General features: G+C 49.4%; 18 protein-coding genes. 9 read left to right on the plus strand and 9 right to left on the minus strand.

What is annotated here, in order from left to right:
- Positions 1 to 89: 89 nt before the first annotated feature.
- The 3 genes from mnmH to V5J35_RS17930 all read right to left on the minus strand — a co-directional run bounded on the left by mnmH (position 90) and on the right by V5J35_RS17930 (position 4,365).
- Complete coding sequence (mnmH, locus tag V5J35_RS17920; protein WP_354008460.1) at positions 90 to 1,208, minus strand: tRNA 2-selenouridine(34) synthase MnmH; 1,119 nt, start codon at positions 1,206 to 1,208, stop codon at positions 90 to 92.
- A 159-nt stretch (positions 1,209 to 1,367) separates the two neighbouring features.
- Positions 1,368 to 2,078, minus strand: a complete 711-nt coding sequence (locus tag V5J35_RS17925) for a putative adhesin (protein WP_354016461.1) — start codon at positions 2,076 to 2,078, stop codon at positions 1,368 to 1,370.
- A gap of 313 nt (positions 2,079 to 2,391) precedes the next feature.
- Positions 2,392 to 4,365: a ubiquitin carboxyl-terminal hydrolase family protein gene (locus V5J35_RS17930; RefSeq protein WP_354008462.1), complete on the minus strand. Its 1,974-nt coding sequence runs from the start codon at positions 4,363 to 4,365 to the stop codon at positions 2,392 to 2,394.
- A 265-nt stretch (positions 4,366 to 4,630) separates the two neighbouring features.
- On the opposite strand from V5J35_RS17930, the gene V5J35_RS17935 reads away from it, so the two are divergent.
- The 8 genes from V5J35_RS17935 to rplT all read left to right on the plus strand — a co-directional run bounded on the left by V5J35_RS17935 (position 4,631) and on the right by rplT (position 10,399).
- The gene (locus V5J35_RS17935) at positions 4,631 to 5,059 is read left to right on the plus strand and encodes a GNAT family N-acetyltransferase (protein ID WP_354008463.1); all 429 of its coding nucleotides are present in this window, start codon (positions 4,631 to 4,633) and stop codon (positions 5,057 to 5,059) included.
- Between the two features lie 74 nt (positions 5,060 to 5,133).
- Complete coding sequence (locus V5J35_RS17940) at positions 5,134 to 5,400, plus strand: hypothetical protein (RefSeq protein ID WP_354007673.1); 267 nt, start codon at positions 5,134 to 5,136, stop codon at positions 5,398 to 5,400.
- A complete protein-coding gene (locus tag V5J35_RS17945) occupies positions 5,397 to 6,440 on the plus strand; it encodes a UPF0236 family transposase-like protein (RefSeq protein WP_354007956.1) in 1,044 nt (347 codons plus the stop codon). Before V5J35_RS17940 ends, V5J35_RS17945 begins: the two co-directional genes overlap by 4 nt.
- Positions 6,403 to 6,759, plus strand: a complete 357-nt coding sequence (locus V5J35_RS17950; RefSeq protein WP_354008464.1) for a GNAT family N-acetyltransferase — start codon at positions 6,403 to 6,405, stop codon at positions 6,757 to 6,759. The genes V5J35_RS17945 and V5J35_RS17950 overlap by 38 nt, the downstream gene beginning before the upstream one ends.
- A 252-nt stretch (positions 6,760 to 7,011) precedes the next feature.
- Positions 7,012 to 8,934 carry a threonine--tRNA ligase gene (gene thrS, locus V5J35_RS17955; protein ID WP_354008465.1) on the plus strand — a complete coding sequence of 641 codons (1,923 nt, stop codon included), beginning with the start codon at positions 7,012 to 7,014 and terminating at the stop codon, positions 8,932 to 8,934.
- Positions 8,935 to 9,011: 77 nt separating this feature from the next.
- The gene (gene infC / locus V5J35_RS17960) at positions 9,012 to 9,581 is read left to right on the plus strand and encodes a translation initiation factor IF-3 (RefSeq protein WP_456077457.1); all 570 of its coding nucleotides are present in this window, start codon (positions 9,012 to 9,014) and stop codon (positions 9,579 to 9,581) included.
- Positions 9,582 to 9,811: 230 nt separating this feature from the next.
- On the plus strand, positions 9,812 to 10,003 hold the full coding sequence (rpmI, locus tag V5J35_RS17965) for a 50S ribosomal protein L35 (RefSeq protein WP_135507615.1): 192 nt from the start codon (positions 9,812 to 9,814) through the stop codon (positions 10,001 to 10,003).
- A 39-nt stretch (positions 10,004 to 10,042) separates the two neighbouring features.
- Positions 10,043 to 10,399 carry a 50S ribosomal protein L20 gene (gene rplT / locus V5J35_RS17970; RefSeq protein WP_262566516.1) on the plus strand — a complete coding sequence of 119 codons (357 nt, stop codon included), beginning with the start codon at positions 10,043 to 10,045 and terminating at the stop codon, positions 10,397 to 10,399.
- 77 nt (positions 10,400 to 10,476) lie between these two features.
- Here the strand turns inward: rplT and V5J35_RS17975 are convergent, their stop codons facing one another.
- The 3 genes from V5J35_RS17975 to smrA form a co-directional block, all read right to left on the minus strand.
- On the minus strand, positions 10,477 to 12,447 hold the full coding sequence (locus V5J35_RS17975; protein ID WP_354008466.1) for an MGH1-like glycoside hydrolase domain-containing protein: 1,971 nt from the start codon (positions 12,445 to 12,447) through the stop codon (positions 10,477 to 10,479).
- A 196-nt stretch (positions 12,448 to 12,643) separates the two neighbouring features.
- Positions 12,644 to 13,258: a LysE family translocator gene (locus V5J35_RS17980; RefSeq protein WP_354008467.1), complete on the minus strand. Its 615-nt coding sequence runs from the start codon at positions 13,256 to 13,258 to the stop codon at positions 12,644 to 12,646.
- A 75-nt stretch (positions 13,259 to 13,333) separates the two neighbouring features.
- Complete coding sequence (gene smrA, locus V5J35_RS17985; RefSeq protein WP_354008468.1) at positions 13,334 to 13,912, minus strand: DNA endonuclease SmrA; 579 nt, start codon at positions 13,910 to 13,912, stop codon at positions 13,334 to 13,336.
- 135 nt (positions 13,913 to 14,047) lie between these two features.
- On the opposite strand from smrA, the gene V5J35_RS17990 reads away from it, so the two are divergent.
- Positions 14,048 to 14,302 (plus strand): HP1242/YdcH family protein, encoded by a 255-nt coding sequence (locus tag V5J35_RS17990; RefSeq protein ID WP_354008469.1) that lies wholly within the window; start codon positions 14,048 to 14,050, stop codon positions 14,300 to 14,302.
- A 65-nt stretch (positions 14,303 to 14,367) separates the two neighbouring features.
- Here the strand turns inward: V5J35_RS17990 and thiH are convergent, their stop codons facing one another.
- From thiH to thiS, 3 genes are all read right to left on the minus strand, one after another.
- Complete coding sequence (thiH, locus tag V5J35_RS17995; protein WP_354008470.1) at positions 14,368 to 15,492, minus strand: 2-iminoacetate synthase ThiH; 1,125 nt, start codon at positions 15,490 to 15,492, stop codon at positions 14,368 to 14,370.
- Entirely contained in the window at positions 15,492 to 16,262 is a 771-nt protein-coding gene (locus V5J35_RS18000; protein ID WP_354008471.1) for a thiazole synthase, read from the minus strand. Before V5J35_RS18000 ends, thiH begins: the two co-directional genes overlap by 1 nt.
- Positions 16,263 to 16,325: 63 nt before the next feature.
- Positions 16,326 to 16,526: a sulfur carrier protein ThiS gene (gene thiS / locus V5J35_RS18005; protein WP_354008472.1), complete on the minus strand. Its 201-nt coding sequence runs from the start codon at positions 16,524 to 16,526 to the stop codon at positions 16,326 to 16,328.
- Between the last annotated feature and the right edge of the window lie 279 nt (positions 16,527 to 16,805).

A 16,805-nucleotide genomic window follows, 5' to 3' on the forward strand; every position in this document is an offset into this window, starting at 1 on the left:
AACGACAGATACTGAATAAATCAGAGGATTCAGTTCTAACATGATTTGTCCGCAACTGGAAGGGGTTACCCCTTCCAGTCAGAGGGCAGTCAGGCTAAAAGGGTTTTAACCAGTTCCGGGTAGGCTTTAAGGATATCGTTGTGGTCGCCACTGAAGATAACCTTGCCTTCTTTTTGTCCAAGCTGGTATTCGTACATCGGGTCGTAGTATTCGGTCAGCAGGCTGGCAATCAGAGGTCTGTAGCCGTCTAAATGATTGTCTTCACAATGGTGTTTCAGGGCGTTTTCCAGCAGACTGTTCAAAGCCTGATAACGGACTCCGCCAAGACGTCTGCGAATACGGTACAGGCTTCCGGTCAGACCTTCCCGGAACTGTTCAAAGCCTGCTTCCTCGCCGTAGGCACTGATAAAGTCAGCCAGATTGTCGCGGACATATTCCTGCAAGCCAACTTCAACCCGTTCTTCGATACTGGTTTCCAGCAGAATAATGGGCGACTGCTGCATTTTATCCCGTATGGGCTGACTCAGGCTGCAACGACCAATCAGTTTGCTTTCGTCTTCCAGCAGGGCAGGGTGTCCTGACTTTTGATTCAGATGTTTCAGCAGAGCGATGGAGAGGCGGTTTTCAAAGTCGATCTGGGTAGGTTGTCCACCACAGCGACGACCAAAGCTGGAACCACGGTGGTTAGCCAGCCCTTCGAGGTCGATACTGTCACTGATTTTATGGATCAGGCGGGTTTTTCCAGTTCCGGTTTTGCCACTGAGGATAATAAACGGACAGGCCTCGACCGAAGCTTCCAGCTCATCAATCAGGTAGCGGCGCAGGGCTTTGTACCCTCCCTTGATTAACGGGTAGTTAACGCCCGCTTCTTTCAGCCATGCCTGGGTCAGATGGGAACGCTGGCCGCCACGGAAGCAGTAGAGGTAGCCTTCGGGGTGCTGGTCAGTGAATGCTTTCCAGCTCAGCAGGCGGGCTTCCCGAACGTCATCGGTCGCCAGTTCATAACCCAGGGCGACGGCGGCATCCTGTCCTTCCTGCTTATATCGGGTACCGATAACCTCGCGCTGGTGGTTATCGAGAATAGGGATATTCTGTGCGGTTGGAAAGGCACCCTGTTCAAATTCCACAGGAGCCCGTACATCCATCAGAGGTGTGTCGTTCAGGAACAGGGTTTTAAAGTCGTCGGTATCCGATCGCGTCTGGCTCATACTAAACAATAGTCAGGCAAAACGAAGTAGTGTGGTATCAAACAGGTGGTCAGCGCAAGTTCGGATTATGACGATGGGGTATTTTTCCTGACCCTGCCGGTCAGGTAAGGAATATCTCCGCTTTGCGGAAGGGGCTTGATACTCTGGCGATTGAGGATGTCAACCTTCAGTATCTGGCATGTCAATGACATCAATGTCTGTGATCAGCCACCTTCCTGAATCGCTCTGATAAATATTGGGAGGTAACTGCCTTGTTGGATCATAAAAAGGGAGGTGAGAGAGTGGCTGAACGTCTGCACTACAGGCAGGGGATTGAGAGGGGGAGAAAACTATGCTCCGGCAAAACAGGCAATGCACCTTGCGGTACCCGGAGAGTTTTTTTTGGTCTTTCATTATGTCGAGAACTGCACTTAAACGAATGAACCAGTTATCAGTAGGGCAGAGAATATCAAACAACCTGCTGGGTCGCTTAAGGTCGCTTTTGCCTAAGCTGCTTCGATAATCCAGAAAAGTCTGTTTTATAAAACGTTTAGATCCTGAGTATTCTTCCATCCGTGCCAGCGTATAATCAAAACACACTTCATTGCTTGTATAGATGATGTAGGGTTCATAAGATCCACGCATAAAACGGTAAAGGTCTGAGTACATTTCAGTACCGTGGGGGGCATAAAAATAGATAGATACCCAGGGAGGGACGGTAAACTTTCTATCACGGGAAGGGTTGCTCATGCTGGGTGACATCTGCTCATAACCTCCGTGACAATATAAAATCAGGTTTTCAACGCTCCTGCCAGCAAGGCGGTTACAGGTAAATAACTTCAGTGCTTCGCTTGGGTTGGACGTTTTCACTTTGGGCTTAAAAAAAGGCACAGCAATAACCTCAGTATTTTTATCCACATTCTGATGAGTTTATGTGGCAGGATTTAGCATCTGAACATGGTTGTTAATACGGTAAGGAACTGTCACGAAATAAGCTCCTCATTCTCGTCATTCCTATGAAGATGGGAATCCACCACGAGTAGTGGATCTCCGCCTACGCGGAGATGACGAGGGAAACGGAAGATATTTTCAGACAATTCTTAACAGGAGGAATAGAGTTTAGTTTTGTCAGTACTATGATGTTCATGAAAAAAGTATCACCTGGTATCAGTGTCAGCCTCTTCTATTATCGCTGCTTTTTTTCTCATAGCCTGTTTTTTTGTGTTTCATGTACGCTTTGTTCTGCAGAAGAAACTGTTCTGGTCAGGTCGATCAGATAGGGTGCTGCGCCGGGGTGTTCTTCAAGGTAACCCTCGATGCCATTGTGCAGTTCTGTTACAAAGTAGTCGTCATGCAGATACCAGTGGCCATTCTGGTGTTCCAGAGTGACATAATGACCAGAGTTCACCGATGCTCCTCCCAGATGCACAACGACTGAATGAATTGTAAAAGGCACCTGTTCGATATTTTGAGTAGTGGTATTCAGAATTGGAAGAAGTGTATCCGTCTGATTGAGAATCAACTCTCTTGCTGCTTCGGGGGAGCGAAGCCCCTGCTGGTTCTGCCAGTCATAATCAAACAGCTTTGCCTGAATACGAATGCGCCGCAGGTCCTGGGGAGCCGGGTTGCCCGGATAGGCTATTTTGACTGAGGGTAACCTTGTTTTTGTAACATGCTCAACCTGCATGCCGTTCTCATTGGTAAAGTGCTTATCTTCCCATTCGACGCTGTTGTCGCCTTCCATCTTCTCAGACTCTGGCTCGAAGTAGTTGGCCAGAGAGGAACCTGTTTTCAGGGATATTGGATAATACAGCGTGGAACTTCCTGTGCGACTTCGTTTATGTTCGTCTGCAAGGCTGAAGGTGGCTTCGGAGCGACACAGTTCCTGAGAGTGATTCCTGAGACCTAACAGATCAATCAGGCAGGCAGCAAAGGCCTGAGAGTCCTGTTGGCCCCCGGCACCATCGACCAGTAGAGCCTTCATGGTCTGGGCTTCGCTGGAATCTCCCTGCAGGCCAAATGTGACCAGGCTTTCAAGCAGGTTTAGGTGCAGTTTGTTAATGTCGGTATAAACCGTTTTGCCGATTCGCTGGGCAATAACGGCATCGGCAAACTGTAAAAAAGAAGCCATAACTGCTGACTGCTCAGGAGGTGCTTTGGCACAGGCTGTTCGAATATCCAGCAGGTCTGCTGGTGACAGGCCAACAATGATTTGTTTCAAAGCGGCATTGGCAAAGCAATTCGTGCCGTTGTGGTTTCTGAGGCCCGGTGTCCTGGCTGGAGTGACTGTTATGAATGGCATTTTATCGACAGGGAGGGCGTTCTGACTGGCTCTGGCAGTTTGTTCATCCTCTGGCGCTTCCGCAACAGGCATCTCTTTGGGATTGCACAGGGTAATTCTGGCTGAAATGGAATCTTTCTGTGTTCCCAGATATTTCAGCATTTCTTCTTTCATGTCCTGCAGGTGGAGTTGTTTTGCTGCTTCTGTAAGGAAGTGAGACTGTCTGGTATTTTCAATTTCGATCACACATGAATTCAAAACATTTTCCAGAAGCAACAGTTGCTGTTGTTCTTCTTCAATAGTTGTTGGTGAGGTGTTGCCATGTCTGTAACAACAGGTAAAGCTTATGCGCCCGTAAATTTCTGACAGTAAACTCTGAAACTCTCTTTTTCCTTCAGGGGATGTAAGGCTGATCCTTGAGGCGGGATCACAAAGGCCATTGAAAAATGTCTGGAGTTTGTCCATTGCATCCAGTATTTGTGCGCCGGGGGTATTCAGAGTCTGCTCCAGCTGATCAGCAAGGCTTTTCAGAGTTAAATTTGAAAACTCACTGATCAGCTCTTTAACGGCTTGTTCATTATTGAAGCCCTGCTCGGCCTTTTTTAATTCTGTTTCAAAATGTTCGGGCATCACAGTGTCAGCCAGCTGTATTTTTCGCATGGTCAGAAGTCTTGGCTCTATTTGACCCAGAGTAGATGCCATATAATCAGCGGCTAAAGAAAAATGGGCGAAGTATTTTTTCAGTGTTTCAATGTTTTGCCATTTTAGCATCGTGACAGACCAGGCTGTTAACTGACCCTGATCGTTAAGAGTTGGATGGTAATCCCGGTAGCCCTTTCTTAAAAGTTCGTCACACTCATGCTTCCATTGTCTGATTTGTGAGTAGCCTGTATCCATGCCCGAACCTCCGGAGAGCAGCCTTATCCGTTATGAATCGTCGTTAAGTTAAATAGTGGAGTTAATTAGTGGAGTTATATAAAGGGGCAAAGTTCCGTCTGGATGGCGCTGCCTTGTTAGATGCAATAACGGAGCGTTAAGCACTACTGACCAGCCCTCTGACTGAAACCGGGATTGGTTCCCTGTTTTTCTGCTGACTGGTTCTTTTGTGCCAGAGAGAGCCTGTCTATCCTCTCAGGCCAGTCTTGAAGAGGAGTTGGTCACTATGACGCCAGAACATAACCACCTTGGACAACCGGTTGGCATGCCAATGCCTGAGTGGCGATCCGTCCCTTTTCCTGAGGGAACGGCACTGACAGGTCGTTATTGCCAACTGGAAAGGGTGAATGTCGACCAGCATGGGCAGGATTTATATGAAACGCTCTATGCCAGCACTGACCAGCAGGAATGGACCTACCTGCTGCACGAGCCTGCGTCGGACGCAGAAGACTTTATACACTGGTTGCAGACCATCAGTCGCAGTCAGGACCCCATGTTTTACGCCATTATTGATAGTCACACAGGTCAGGCCGTGGGACTGGCCAGTTACCTGCGTATTAATCCGCAACACGGGGTTATTGAAGTCGGGCATCTTCATTTTTCACCGGTTCTGCAGAAAACCGCTGCTGCTACGGAGGCGATGGGGTGCAATTAAAAGTGTTCCCCGGTCAGCAATTTCCCAGAACTTGGCCATAATGCTAAGAGTTCATTTTTCACCCGATGCGTTCCATGTCTACTTCCAAAACCCTTGCGGAAAAACTTGCTGCCCATCCAGAGCTTGAAAAAAGAGTATCTGAATTGATCAGTCTGGTAGAAGCCAAGTCCGGTCATCTTGACCGGGCTGATGAAGCAGAGGAAGCTGTCATTGAAAACCTTAAAGAACTGGGGAATGAGCTTCTGACGGACTGGGGAGCCCATAAAGAGAAGCAAAAGTTTGAAGAGGCCCACGATCTTCACTCTGAATCAAATACTAAAAAAAAGACCTCCACTGGATGACCACTTACGGCAAAGTTCGTCTCTGTGAGCGATGCTTGACCGTTGCAGGGCATCGTATACGCCCTTTTTCCGAGAATGCCCATATCCACTGTCGTGACTACTCTTTACCGTTACAACGGCGATTGGTGGATTTTGCATCAGACAGTTCTTTTGCAACAGCTTCACAGAAAATGGAAGAGCATTATGGCGTTATCGTACCTGAGTCATCAGTACGAGCCATTACCCTGGGTCACGCCCGCTGCATGAGTGAGCAATCTAAAGCTTCCCTGAAAAATTGTCAGGAATGTGTAGGAGAAGGCAAGCAGCTGATTGGTGAAATGGACGGCAGCATGATTCCAGTGGTTCTTTTTGATGAAGAAGCTGAAGGCGACAAGCGCAAGGCCAGAAAAGTTGACTGGCAAGAGGCCAAGCTTTGCTTGGTTTATGAACAAGGAAGTTGCGATAAGCGACATCGTGTAGTTATGGGAGAGCCCGGTGAAGCAGGCGATCAGTGGTTGAGTTGCGCTATTGAGCAAGGTTTGAATCGGCAGTCATCTATTCATTGTGTAAGTGATGGGGCTAAGTGGATTGCCAGCCAGGCAGACCGCGTATTCGCATCTCAGGGAAGTTTTCTGGTGGATTACTATCACCTTTGTGAGTACATCGCAGATGCTGCTAAAGAGTGCATTGGAAAAGATGAAAAAGCCCGTAAAAAATGGACTGATGAACAAAAAACAAGAATGAAAGCAGGTGAGTCAGAGAGAGTTCTGGCAGAGCTTGAGCCTTATCGTAACGGTAAGGTTGGAAAGGAAGCCAACAAATCGGAAGAGTGTCATCGCTATATCAGGAATCGTCCCGGACAATTTGATTATCAGGCGGCAGAAGCTGCCAATTTGCCTATCGGTTCAGGTGAAATAGAGAGCTCCAATCGTTCTGTTGTTCAAACCCGGTTGAAACTTCCCGGAGCATGGTGGAAACCAGAGCATGCTCACGATATGTTGAACCTTAGAACTTTAAGGGCTAATGGTGACTGGAATAAGTACTGGAAAGCCACTGGATAGAACACTTTTAATTGCACCCGAGGCGATGTATCTGATGATGAAACACGCCTTTGAGGTGCTGGGCTACCGACGTTATGAGTGGAAGTGCGACTCACTGAATACGCCTTCCAGAAAGGCGGCTTTAAGGCTTGGGTTTACGTTTGAAGGTATTTTTCGTCAGGCACTCGTCTACAAAGGCAGAAGCCGGGATACGGCCTGGTTCAGTATGCTGGATAGCGAGTGGCCCGAATTGAAAAAAGCGTTTGAACAATGGCTGCATCCGGACAACTTTACCCGTGATGGTCAGCAGCTTGAGAAGTTGCAGGCGTTTCGGTCCTGACAAAACTTTTCCGTGTACTTGCAAACTACTCACTAAGTTCTCACAATGTGCCGCTTATTTCTGGCCGGGTCGAGTGATCGGCCTGCCACTGTCATTGCTTTTTTTATTGCTCTATGATGGTTATCCGGCAACCCCTGGTATGGGTTGCCTGACAAGCGTTCGCAGCCTCTGGTATGGGCTGCAATGAACGGAAAACAAGCAGCTTCTGGTACGAGCTGCCACTGAACTGAACAACATTTAAGGAAATTTCCCATGCCTGTTATTACGCTTCCCGACGGCAGCAAACGCGAGTTTGCTGAAGCCGTTTCTGTCATGGAAGTCGCCCAGGATATCGGTCCTGGCCTGGCTAAAGCCACTCTGGCTGGTCGTATTAATGGTGAGCTGGTGGACGCCAGCGCCCTGATCAGCGAAGACTCCGAACTGTCCATTATCACCTCCCGCGATGAAGAAGGTGTTGACGTGATTCGTCACTCCACCGCTCACCTGCTGGCGATGGCGACCCAGGATCTGTTCCCGGGTGCTCAGGTGACCATTGGTCCGGTGATCGACAACGGTTTCTACTACGACTTCTCTTACGAGCGTGCCTTCAACATGGACGATCTGGAACAGATCGAGAAGCGCATGGGTGAACTGGCCAAACAGGACATGAACATTGAACGTGTTGTGATGTCCCGCAGCGAAGCCATCAGCGCGTTCAGGGCACTGGGCGAAGAGTACAAGGTTGAGATCATCAACGACCTGCCAGACAGTGAAACCATCTCTGTTTACCGTCAGGGAGAGTGGATGGACCTGTGTCGTGGGCCGCACGTACCTTCTACCGGCAAACTGAAAGCCTTCAAACTGATGCGTGTTGCCGGCGCTTACTGGCGCGGTGATTCCAGCAATGAAATGCTGACCCGTATCTACGGTACCGCCTGGGAAGACAAGAAAGCCCTGAAAGCGTACCTGAAGCGCCTGGAAGAAGCGGAAAAGCGCGATCACCGCAAGATCGGCAAGCGTCTGGACCTGTTCCACATGCAGGAAGAAGCGCCGGGTATGGTGTTCTGGCATCCAAACGGCTGGGCGATCTACCAGGAACTTGAGCAGTACATGCGCAAGAAGCAGATCGCCTGGGGCTATCAGGAGATCAAAACACCTCTGATGGTGGATCGTTCCCTGTGGGAAAAATCCGGTCACTGGGACAAATACAGTGACGATATGTTCACCACTAACTCTGAAAGCAAGGACATGGCGATCAAGCCAATGAACTGTCCTTGTCACGTTCAGGTCTTCAATCAGGGCCTGAAGAGCTACCGTGACCTGCCGCTGCGTCTGGCAGAATTTGGTTCCTGTCACCGTAACGAAGCCTCCGGCGCGCTGCATGGCATCATGCGTGTACGCGGTTTTGTTCAGGACGACGCTCACATTTTTGTGACAGAAGACCAGATTCAGCAGGAAGTGTGTGACTTCATCGACATGCTGCATGAAGTGTACGCCGACTTTGGTTTTACGGCTGACAATATGCTGTACAAACTGTCGACCCGACCTGAAAAGCGCGTAGGTTCCGACGAGATCTGGGACAAGGCCGAAAAAGCTTTGTCAGAAGCCCTGGACGCTAAAGGGCTGCCATGGGAAGAACTGCCGGGCGAAGGCGCTTTCTACGGACCGAAAATCGAATTTTCCCTGAAAGACTGCATTGGCCGGGTATGGCAATGTGGCACCATGCAGGTAGACTTCTCCATGCCGGGTCGTCTTGGTGCCGAATATGTTGATGAAAATGGCGAACGTCAGACGCCGGTTATGCTGCATCGTGCTACACTGGGTTCCTTCGAACGATTTATTGGTATCCTGATTGAGCACTTCGAAGGTGCGATGCCTGCGTGGCTGGCACCGAAGCAGGTAGCGATTCTCAACATCACCGATCGACAGGCTGAATATGCCTCTGAACTTGAGACGCGATTAACCGAAAACGGTTATCGGGTAAAAGCGGACTTGAGAAATGAGAAGATCGGCTTTAAAATTCGCGAGCACACCTTAAACAAGGTGCCTTATCTCATTGTTATTGGAGATAAGGAAATGGAAAACAGAACCGTTGCCGTTCGTACCCGTACCGGGGAAGACCTTGGTACAATGCCTGTCGAGGCATTTGTCGAGCTGCTGGCAGCGGACGTTAACAAGCGTGGCCGAACTGCGTAATCGACACCAAATTCTGGTTTGAGACGATTTTTACACTGAAAAGTTTAAGTTGTTACGACTCAAACCGGATACGCTTCTTGGCTGCCTTTACAGGAGATACACCTATCAGACGCAACAGCTTCCGGGATCGTCGTCCACAAAAAGCGCCGATCAATGAAAATATCCGTGCCAGAGAAGTCCGCCTCATCGGAGCCGATGGTGAGCAGGTAGGCGTTGTTGAATTGAACGACGCATTGGCTAGGGCCCGGGAAGCGGGGCTGGACTTGGTTGAGATTAATGCCAACAGCGAGCCTCCCGTCTGTAAAATCCTCGACTACGGTAAACACCAGTACGAGTTGAAGAAGCAGAAGGCTGCAGCCAAGAAGAAACAGGTTCAAACCCAGGTGAAAGAAGTTAAGTTTCGCCCGGGTACTGAAGATGGGGATTACCAGGTAAAACTGCGCAACCTGGTACGTTTCCTGACTGAGGGCAACAAGGCGAAGGTTTCCCTTCGTTTTCGTGGTCGTGAGATGGCCCACCAGGAGCTGGGTATGGATCTGATGCGGCGGGTTGAAAAAGACCTGGAAGAGCTCGGAACCGTAGAACAGCGTCCTAAGATGGAAGGCCGTCAGCTGATCATGGTGATTGCCCCGAAAAAGAAGAAGTGATGTTTCACTGAGAAACCGGTCGCTTCGTACAGCGAAGTGACCGGTTTTTTATGCGCTCTTTAATTTCATTCGTGAAATTTAAAAGCGTTGTGGGGCTTGCTTTGTTTTTTAAACTATCCCGACACTCCTTTTATACCCTGTAGGGTATGGCCCTGAAACGGGCGTCCTTTTCTCTTCGGACTTTTTCGGGAGAAATGAGATGAGTGATCGCGAATGCGGAGTGCTTTTTCATGCCAAAAATGAAAACTAACAGTGGTGCCGCGAAGCGTTTCAAGAAAACTGCTTCCGGTTACAAGCGCAAGAGCGCTTTCAAGAGCCACATCCTGACCAAGATGACTACCAAGCGTAAGCGTCAGCTGCGTGGTACCTCCATGGTATCTGCTGCAGACACTGGTCTCGTTAAGCGTATGCTGCGCGACTAATCATCGCTTTTTAGATCATTTTATTCGGAGATATAGCTCATGGCACGTGTAAAACGTGGCGTCGTTGCACGCCGTCGTCACAAGAAGGTTCTGAAGCAGGCTAAAGGTTACTACGGAGCGCGTTCCCGCATCTTCCGCGTAGCTAAGCAGGCTGTTACCAAAGCTGGTCAGTACGCTTACCGCGACCGTCGTCAGCGCAAGCGTCAGTTCCGCGCTCTGTGGATTGCCCGTATCAACGCCGGTGCGCGTATGAACGGTCTGTCCTACAGCCGTTTCATCGCTGGTCTGAAGAAGGCTGCGATCGAAATCGACCGTAAGGTTCTGGCTGACATCGCTGTGCACGACAAGGCCGTTTTCGGTCAGCTGGTTGAAAAGGCTAAAGCTTCTCTGGCTTAAGTTTTTTCAAACTGCATTTAAAACGGGGTTATGGTTTTACCATAACCCCGTTTTTTTAGGGATGAAAAATCCATTGGTTAACGTCTTGTAGAGAGCGATTTCCGACGAACAAGCGGGTAGGTAAAACTGTTCTTCGTTGATTTATTGATGACCCTGATCTGTCTGATACCTGTAGAGGCAATATCACCATAGACCGACACCTCCAGATCCTCCGGGGTAAACTCAGGGAACCTGCTTTTTAGCTTCAGATCAAGACTGGCCTGACCAATATTGAGATGTTTTATTCCGTGAGTGTCATGCCGGTTTACATACCAGACGATTTCGCCTGGCATAACATTGATCCCAACTGCCACTTCCTGCATCAGCGCTATCGGCCCCAGTCCTCCCCAGCCAACAAAGTAACCTTGTGCCGCAGGCGATGAACCTCTGCCTCCGGTCGATGGGTTGTTGTACTCGTAGATTCTGGAAGCAAAAGAATGCTCACTATCCCTGGTACTTTCCAGCAAACATGATCCTTTCATGCTGTTATCCAGCAAACAGGAACCCTCCATGGTACTGGACAGCAGGTCGAGATAACGCCTGGTGGCTTTTACCGCAATGTCCCAGGCTTCAGGAACCATCTGGCTGTAGTTCATCAGCCCCTGAATGGTAATGTAATTGAGTGGCGGCCAGACCCCTCCTTTCCAGTAGTTTCCCGTCGGGCTAAATTCCGGATGACTGGCTGCCAGTGTCGGGAATGGCATGTAAGTATTAAAATGACTGGCTGACTTCAGAAACCTGAGCATCGCTTTGGCCCGGGAGGGATTAGCGATGTTGGCGTACAGCGCCCAATATCCGGACAGGGTGTAGGTTTGGTCTTTGTTGTTGCAGGACTTGTTCACATTAAAGTAAAAACGGTATTCATCATCCCACATGCACTGGTTGATCAGCGACTTCAGTCTGTCTGATTTAGTTTGCCAGACCTTTGCATTTTCCGGATAGTTGAGTTGGGCTTCAATGTTTGCCATGGCATCGTAATGAAGCTTCATCTGGGCTGAAATATCGAAGGACGCATCATTTTTCCTGATCAACAGGTCGTAATAGTCCGGTTTTTCCAATCCCGCTGCTTCTGTTTGAAACGCTTTCCAGTGTTGAAACTGGCTGGGCAGGTTATCCATTCCAGAAGCCATGACCCGTTGCCAGAACAGTCCTTTCAGCTCGCCCTCTTTGATTTGACGCTGACTTTCCAGCCAGCGCGTATGTTCCCTCAGGGCATGAAGCACCCTTTTCAGACGGTCTGTGTCGCGGCTCAGCAGAAACGCCTGCCACTCGGCATGAGCAGCCAGTGGTGGATTATTTTTATTTTCCTCGGTGTAAATCTGGATCAATGGCTGAACCTGCTGCCGAATCTGCGACTTTTGTCTCCGGTAATAAATGGAGTACAGATAATGGGTGACAATGTTGTAAACGGCGTTTACGCCGCGCATAACATTGAGCATCTCGGGAGGAGGAACAGGTTCTGAGTCAAGCCTGAGTAATAGATGTTGCCCGGGAAATAACCGGTTTTCCCTACCGTCAGACAGAATTTCCCGGGGAATAAAGCCACTCAGGTGTTGCACACTGAAAAAACTGTCCAGCCCGCCACGGGTATTAATGTCCCGATGAGCATAGCGGGCAAAGCCCGCCTTGATCAGACACTGATCCCAGAAATATTCGTTATCTGAAAATTGGGAACTGGGGCGTGCCGGAACCTCTCTGCCGTTAAAGCTGTAGGAGACGGGTTCGCGAATATGATCGTAAAAGGTCTTCCAGGCGATTTCGTTGAGGTGTATCCAGCCCGGTTCGCCTGTGATGGTTAATCGGGGTATTTGATGGCTGTCCAGGGCTTTTTGATAGGAGGTAGGCTGTACCGGCCCGGGGTTTGCCGGGAAGTAACTACCCTGGCTTGAGTTTCCTTCGATTACTACATAGGACTGCTCTACCTTGTACTCATAAAGGTCAGCAGAGAATACGACTGACGAACAGGCCAGCAGGAAAGGGACAAAATACTTCAGGCGTTTCATCATCATCCGTTTGAACAGTATGTTATTGATTATGCCTGAATACGCCCCAATGACAGGGTGGTCGGGTACCCGGCTACTAATAAGGTAGCCGGAATTGTGGATTTTGAAAGGTACGTTAGCACAAAATACAAGAGGTCAATTCTGCCGGCTGGTATGCTGCTCCGTTTTTTTTGAACTGATTTTTCTGGAAAAGCCGCTGTGATTAAGGAAAATACTTCAAGGCAAGTTCGATGATGACAGGCGTGATTGATGCGATGAGCAAGAGTGCCATGGAAACATTGAATAATCGCTGTTGCATTTCATTTTTCAGTATTTTTTTGAGATTGGCACCAAAAAAGAGCCAGAGTGCCGTACACGGGAACATCATGATAAAAAAAGCAAGGGTTATATAGTATACCTGCATAAGAATATCACTATCATCGGTGGTGTAAGCGGCGATAGCTTCGGTGGCCATAATCCATGCTTTCGGGTTGATCCACTGGAAAACAGCAGCCTGTATAAAAGTAAAGGGGGTTGTTTTATTGTCGCGGGTTGCGGTTCCGGATGCCGTTGCCACATGGTAGGCCAGATAGAAAAAATAAAGTATCCCCGTCACTTTTATAATTTCATGTAATAATGGAAATTCATGAAATACGACGTCAAAGCCGAGGCCGACGGCTGCCACCATAACGGGTAAGCCGATACAGACCCCCAGATAGTGAGGCAGGCTTTTTCTGATGCCATAATTCAAGCCTGAACTCGTGATCATGATCACGTTGGGTCCGGGCGTCACTGCAGTCGTGAAGGAAAACAGCAGAACTGCAAGATAGTTCTCCACCGTAGCTCCATCATTAAAAAGGCTTTCATGCTCAAGGCAATAACGATGGTCCAGTATAGTTTATATGGCTAATGTTCAGTTTTGCCGTTTGGCATGCCGCTCCCGGTTTTCCAGTTTTTCCTTCTCACTTTTACGCAGCGATACATACACCGCTCCGCTACCACCGTGCTCCCGCAGGGCGGTGTGAAATGACAATACCTGATCGAACTCTCTCAGCCAGGTATTGACGTAGCTTTTCATTTTGGCTGGCGGTGAGCTGTTATGGCCTCGACCGTGAACAATCAGTACGTTGCGTAGTTCATGCTCTGTGCAGTCGTTAATAAACTGAAAAATAGCTGCCCGGGCTTCTTTTACGGTGTGCTGGTAGAGATCGAGCCGGGCTTCATTATCGTATTTGGCCAGTCTCAGCTTTTTAAAGACACCTTCCTGTACACCGGATTTTTTGTACTCCAGATGATCATGGGGTTTAACCCATTTTGGGTTATCCAGTGACAGAAAATTAGGGTCAGACAACTCCTGTTGAGCCGCATGACGGCGCTGCTGCTGTCCGGGGGTCTCCCTGTGCGACTTTTTGATGTCTGCAGTCACTGATTGTTTGATGGGAATAACGTCCTGCATCTCCTGCAGGAAAAGGTTGTGATCTTCGAGGCTCATGGTTTTTTACGAAAACAAATGTAGGCCAAGCTTATCAAAGAGAAGATTTTAAGCAAAAGCCCGGGAAATCGAAGGGGAGTATGTAGGTGCCGATGTTGTACTAGACTTTGCCTGTACTCAACAGGAGGGCAGGCAATGCTCAGAACCAAGCACAACCTGACAGACGATTTTGATCTGATGCAGGATCGCGTTTCCATGTTGAAGCAGAATGATCAGGAGTTTCAGCGCCTGAGCAGGGTGTATGCAGAACTGGACCACAAAGTCAGAGGGTTGGAAATGCGCGATGTTCCGACCAGTGACGAGCATTTTGTCGGCTTGAAGACACAGCGTGTGCGCATTAAGGATGTGCTTTACCAGCGACTGAAAGAGTGGGATGAAATAGGCCGTTGAATTAAACTCAGCTTTTGTTGCAGGGACTGCTCTTGCAGCCCCCCTGCTTATGTACCTGTTGCCAGTCAGTGAGAGTAACAGCCATCCCAGTCTTTCCAGACCGCTTCAAGCCCTCTGGCTTTGATAGCATCCGCTACCTGTTCAGGACGACGATTGTCGTCAATAGCAAACTGCTCCAGTGCCGTATGTTCCAGAAACTCGTCGTTTACATAACCGCCAGGCTGGGTGCTGGAAAAAGCACTCATCGTGGTGACCCCCAGGGGTAGAACGTTGTCTCTGAAACGGGCTGATTCTCTGGTTGACAACGATAGCTCAGCTTCCGGTTTGAACAGTCGGTAAGCACAGATAAGCTGTACCAGTTGCCGGTCGGAAATAAGCGATACAGGGTTCAGTTCCCCCTCGCAGGGGCGCAGCCTTGGAAAGGAGATGGAGTAGCGGGTACGCCAGTAGGTTTTTTCCAGATAATCCAGATGTGCCGCTACCATGGCGGCGTCGGTGCGCCAGTCTTCAAGACCAATCAGTGCCCCAATGCCGATTTTGTCGATGCCCGCTTTGCCCAGACGATCAGGGGTTTCGAGCCGGTAATCAAAGTCTGCTTTGCTGCCGCGTAAGTGTACTTTGTTATAGGTCGGGCGGTGATAGGTTTCCTGATAGACCAGAACAGCGTCCAGCCCCAGGCTCATCAGTTCTTCATAATCGCTCTGGTCCAGCGGCTGGACTTCCATGCTGATGTGGGAAAAGTGCATACGCAGCTTTGGCAGAACCTGACGGAAATAGTCCATCCCAACAGTTCCCGGTGCTTCTCCGGTGACCAGTAGCAGGTGTTCAAACCCATGGGCTTTGATCGCTTTGATCTCAGCATCCAGATCATCCATCGACAACGTTTTGCGACGAATTTTGTTGCCCAGACTGAAGCCGCAGTATGTGCAGATGTTTGTACACTTGTTGGACAGGTACAGAGGGATATATAACTGAATGGTGTTGCCAAATCGTTGTCGGGTCAGCTGCAGGCTTTTCTTTGCCATCAGTTCCAGATAAGGGCTGGCCGCCGGTGAAATCAGGGCAAGGAACTGGTCGTGATTCAGACGACGGTCAGAGAGTGCCTGCTCCACATCGGCAGCGGTTTTACTGGCAATGGAGAGTTTTATCTCATTCCAGTCGAGCCGGTTGAATGTATCGAGAAAACTCATCACATATCATCCAGAAAAGCGGTCAGGGGGCTGCTGGCCTGTGCTTCAAGGCTTCGTGAGCCAAGACCTGCCTCGTAAGCTCTGCGGCCTGCGCTGACAGCCTCTTTAAACGCAATAGCCATGGCGACCGGATTCGGGGAAACGGCAATGGCGGTGTTTACCAGCACGGCGTCTGCACCCAGTTCCATAGCCAGTGCCGCATCCGAGGGACTGCCAATACCGGCATCGACTACAACCGGTACTTGGGTCTGTTCAATAATGATTTGCAGGAACTCACGGGTTTTCAGACCCAGGTTGCTGCCAATGGGAGAGCCCAGCGGCATCACGGCAGCAGCACCGGCTTCTTCAAGGTGTTTGCACAAAACCGGATCGGCATGGATATAAGGCAGAACAATAAAACCCTGCTGCGCTAACTGTTCACAGGCTTTGAGGGTTTCGATGGGATCAGGCAGAAGGTATTTCGGGTCGGGATGGATTTCCAGTTTCAGCCAGTTGGTCTGCAGGGCTTCCCGTGCCAGCTGTGCTGCATAAACGGCTTCTTTGGCGTCCCGGGCTCCTGACGTGTTGGGTAACAGGTTGATGTGTGGCTGCTGGAGTAATGGTTCCAGAATGTCGTCATCCTGCGAGTACAGGTCGACCCGTTTCAGCGCCATGGTCACCAGCTCACTGTCAGAAGCGATAATGGCCTCTGTCATGGCCTGTCGGTTTTGAAACTTCCCTGTCCCGGTAAACAGTCGGGAATTAAATAGTTTGTCCGCGATTTTCAGCATTCTGGTCTGATCTGTTGTAATAAGAAAGAAAGGTTGGACGGTTCAGCTATTCAACCACCCCTGTTATCCGCCAGCGGTCGCTTTAATCAGGGTGACCTGGTCGCCGTCTGCAAGTGTGTGGTTGCTCCACTGTGAACGACTGACAATCTGGCTGTTTATTGCCAGAGCCACCCCTTTTTCTTCCTGGCTCAGTACTTTTAGCAGCTCCCTGAGGTTCAGGGCGCTTTTAATGGTGACTGGCTGGTCATTTACCTTGATTTGCATTCGGTTCCACAAACGTTGCGATGGCTACTTATCAAACTGGCGATTCTAATCAAAGATGCAGAACCTTCATAGGGGTTTTTGCTAAAGGCAGATAAATCCGATGATGACCAGGCGGTTCCTGCAGAATTTTTCGACGAGGTTTGCAAAATCAATTTCTGTCCTTCTGAAGAAAGAAAAATGGTGAGAAATCGTCTTGCCCTCTGAAACGATGAACTAGACTTTACCGCCTGTTCAGGAGGGCGTTCGGCGTTATCCATCTTCTGAACAAACTAAAGAGCT

The sequence above is a fragment of the Endozoicomonas sp. NE40 genome, assembly GCF_040549045.1.
GTDB lineage: Bacteria > Pseudomonadota > Gammaproteobacteria > Pseudomonadales > Endozoicomonadaceae > Endozoicomonas_A > Endozoicomonas_A lisbonensis.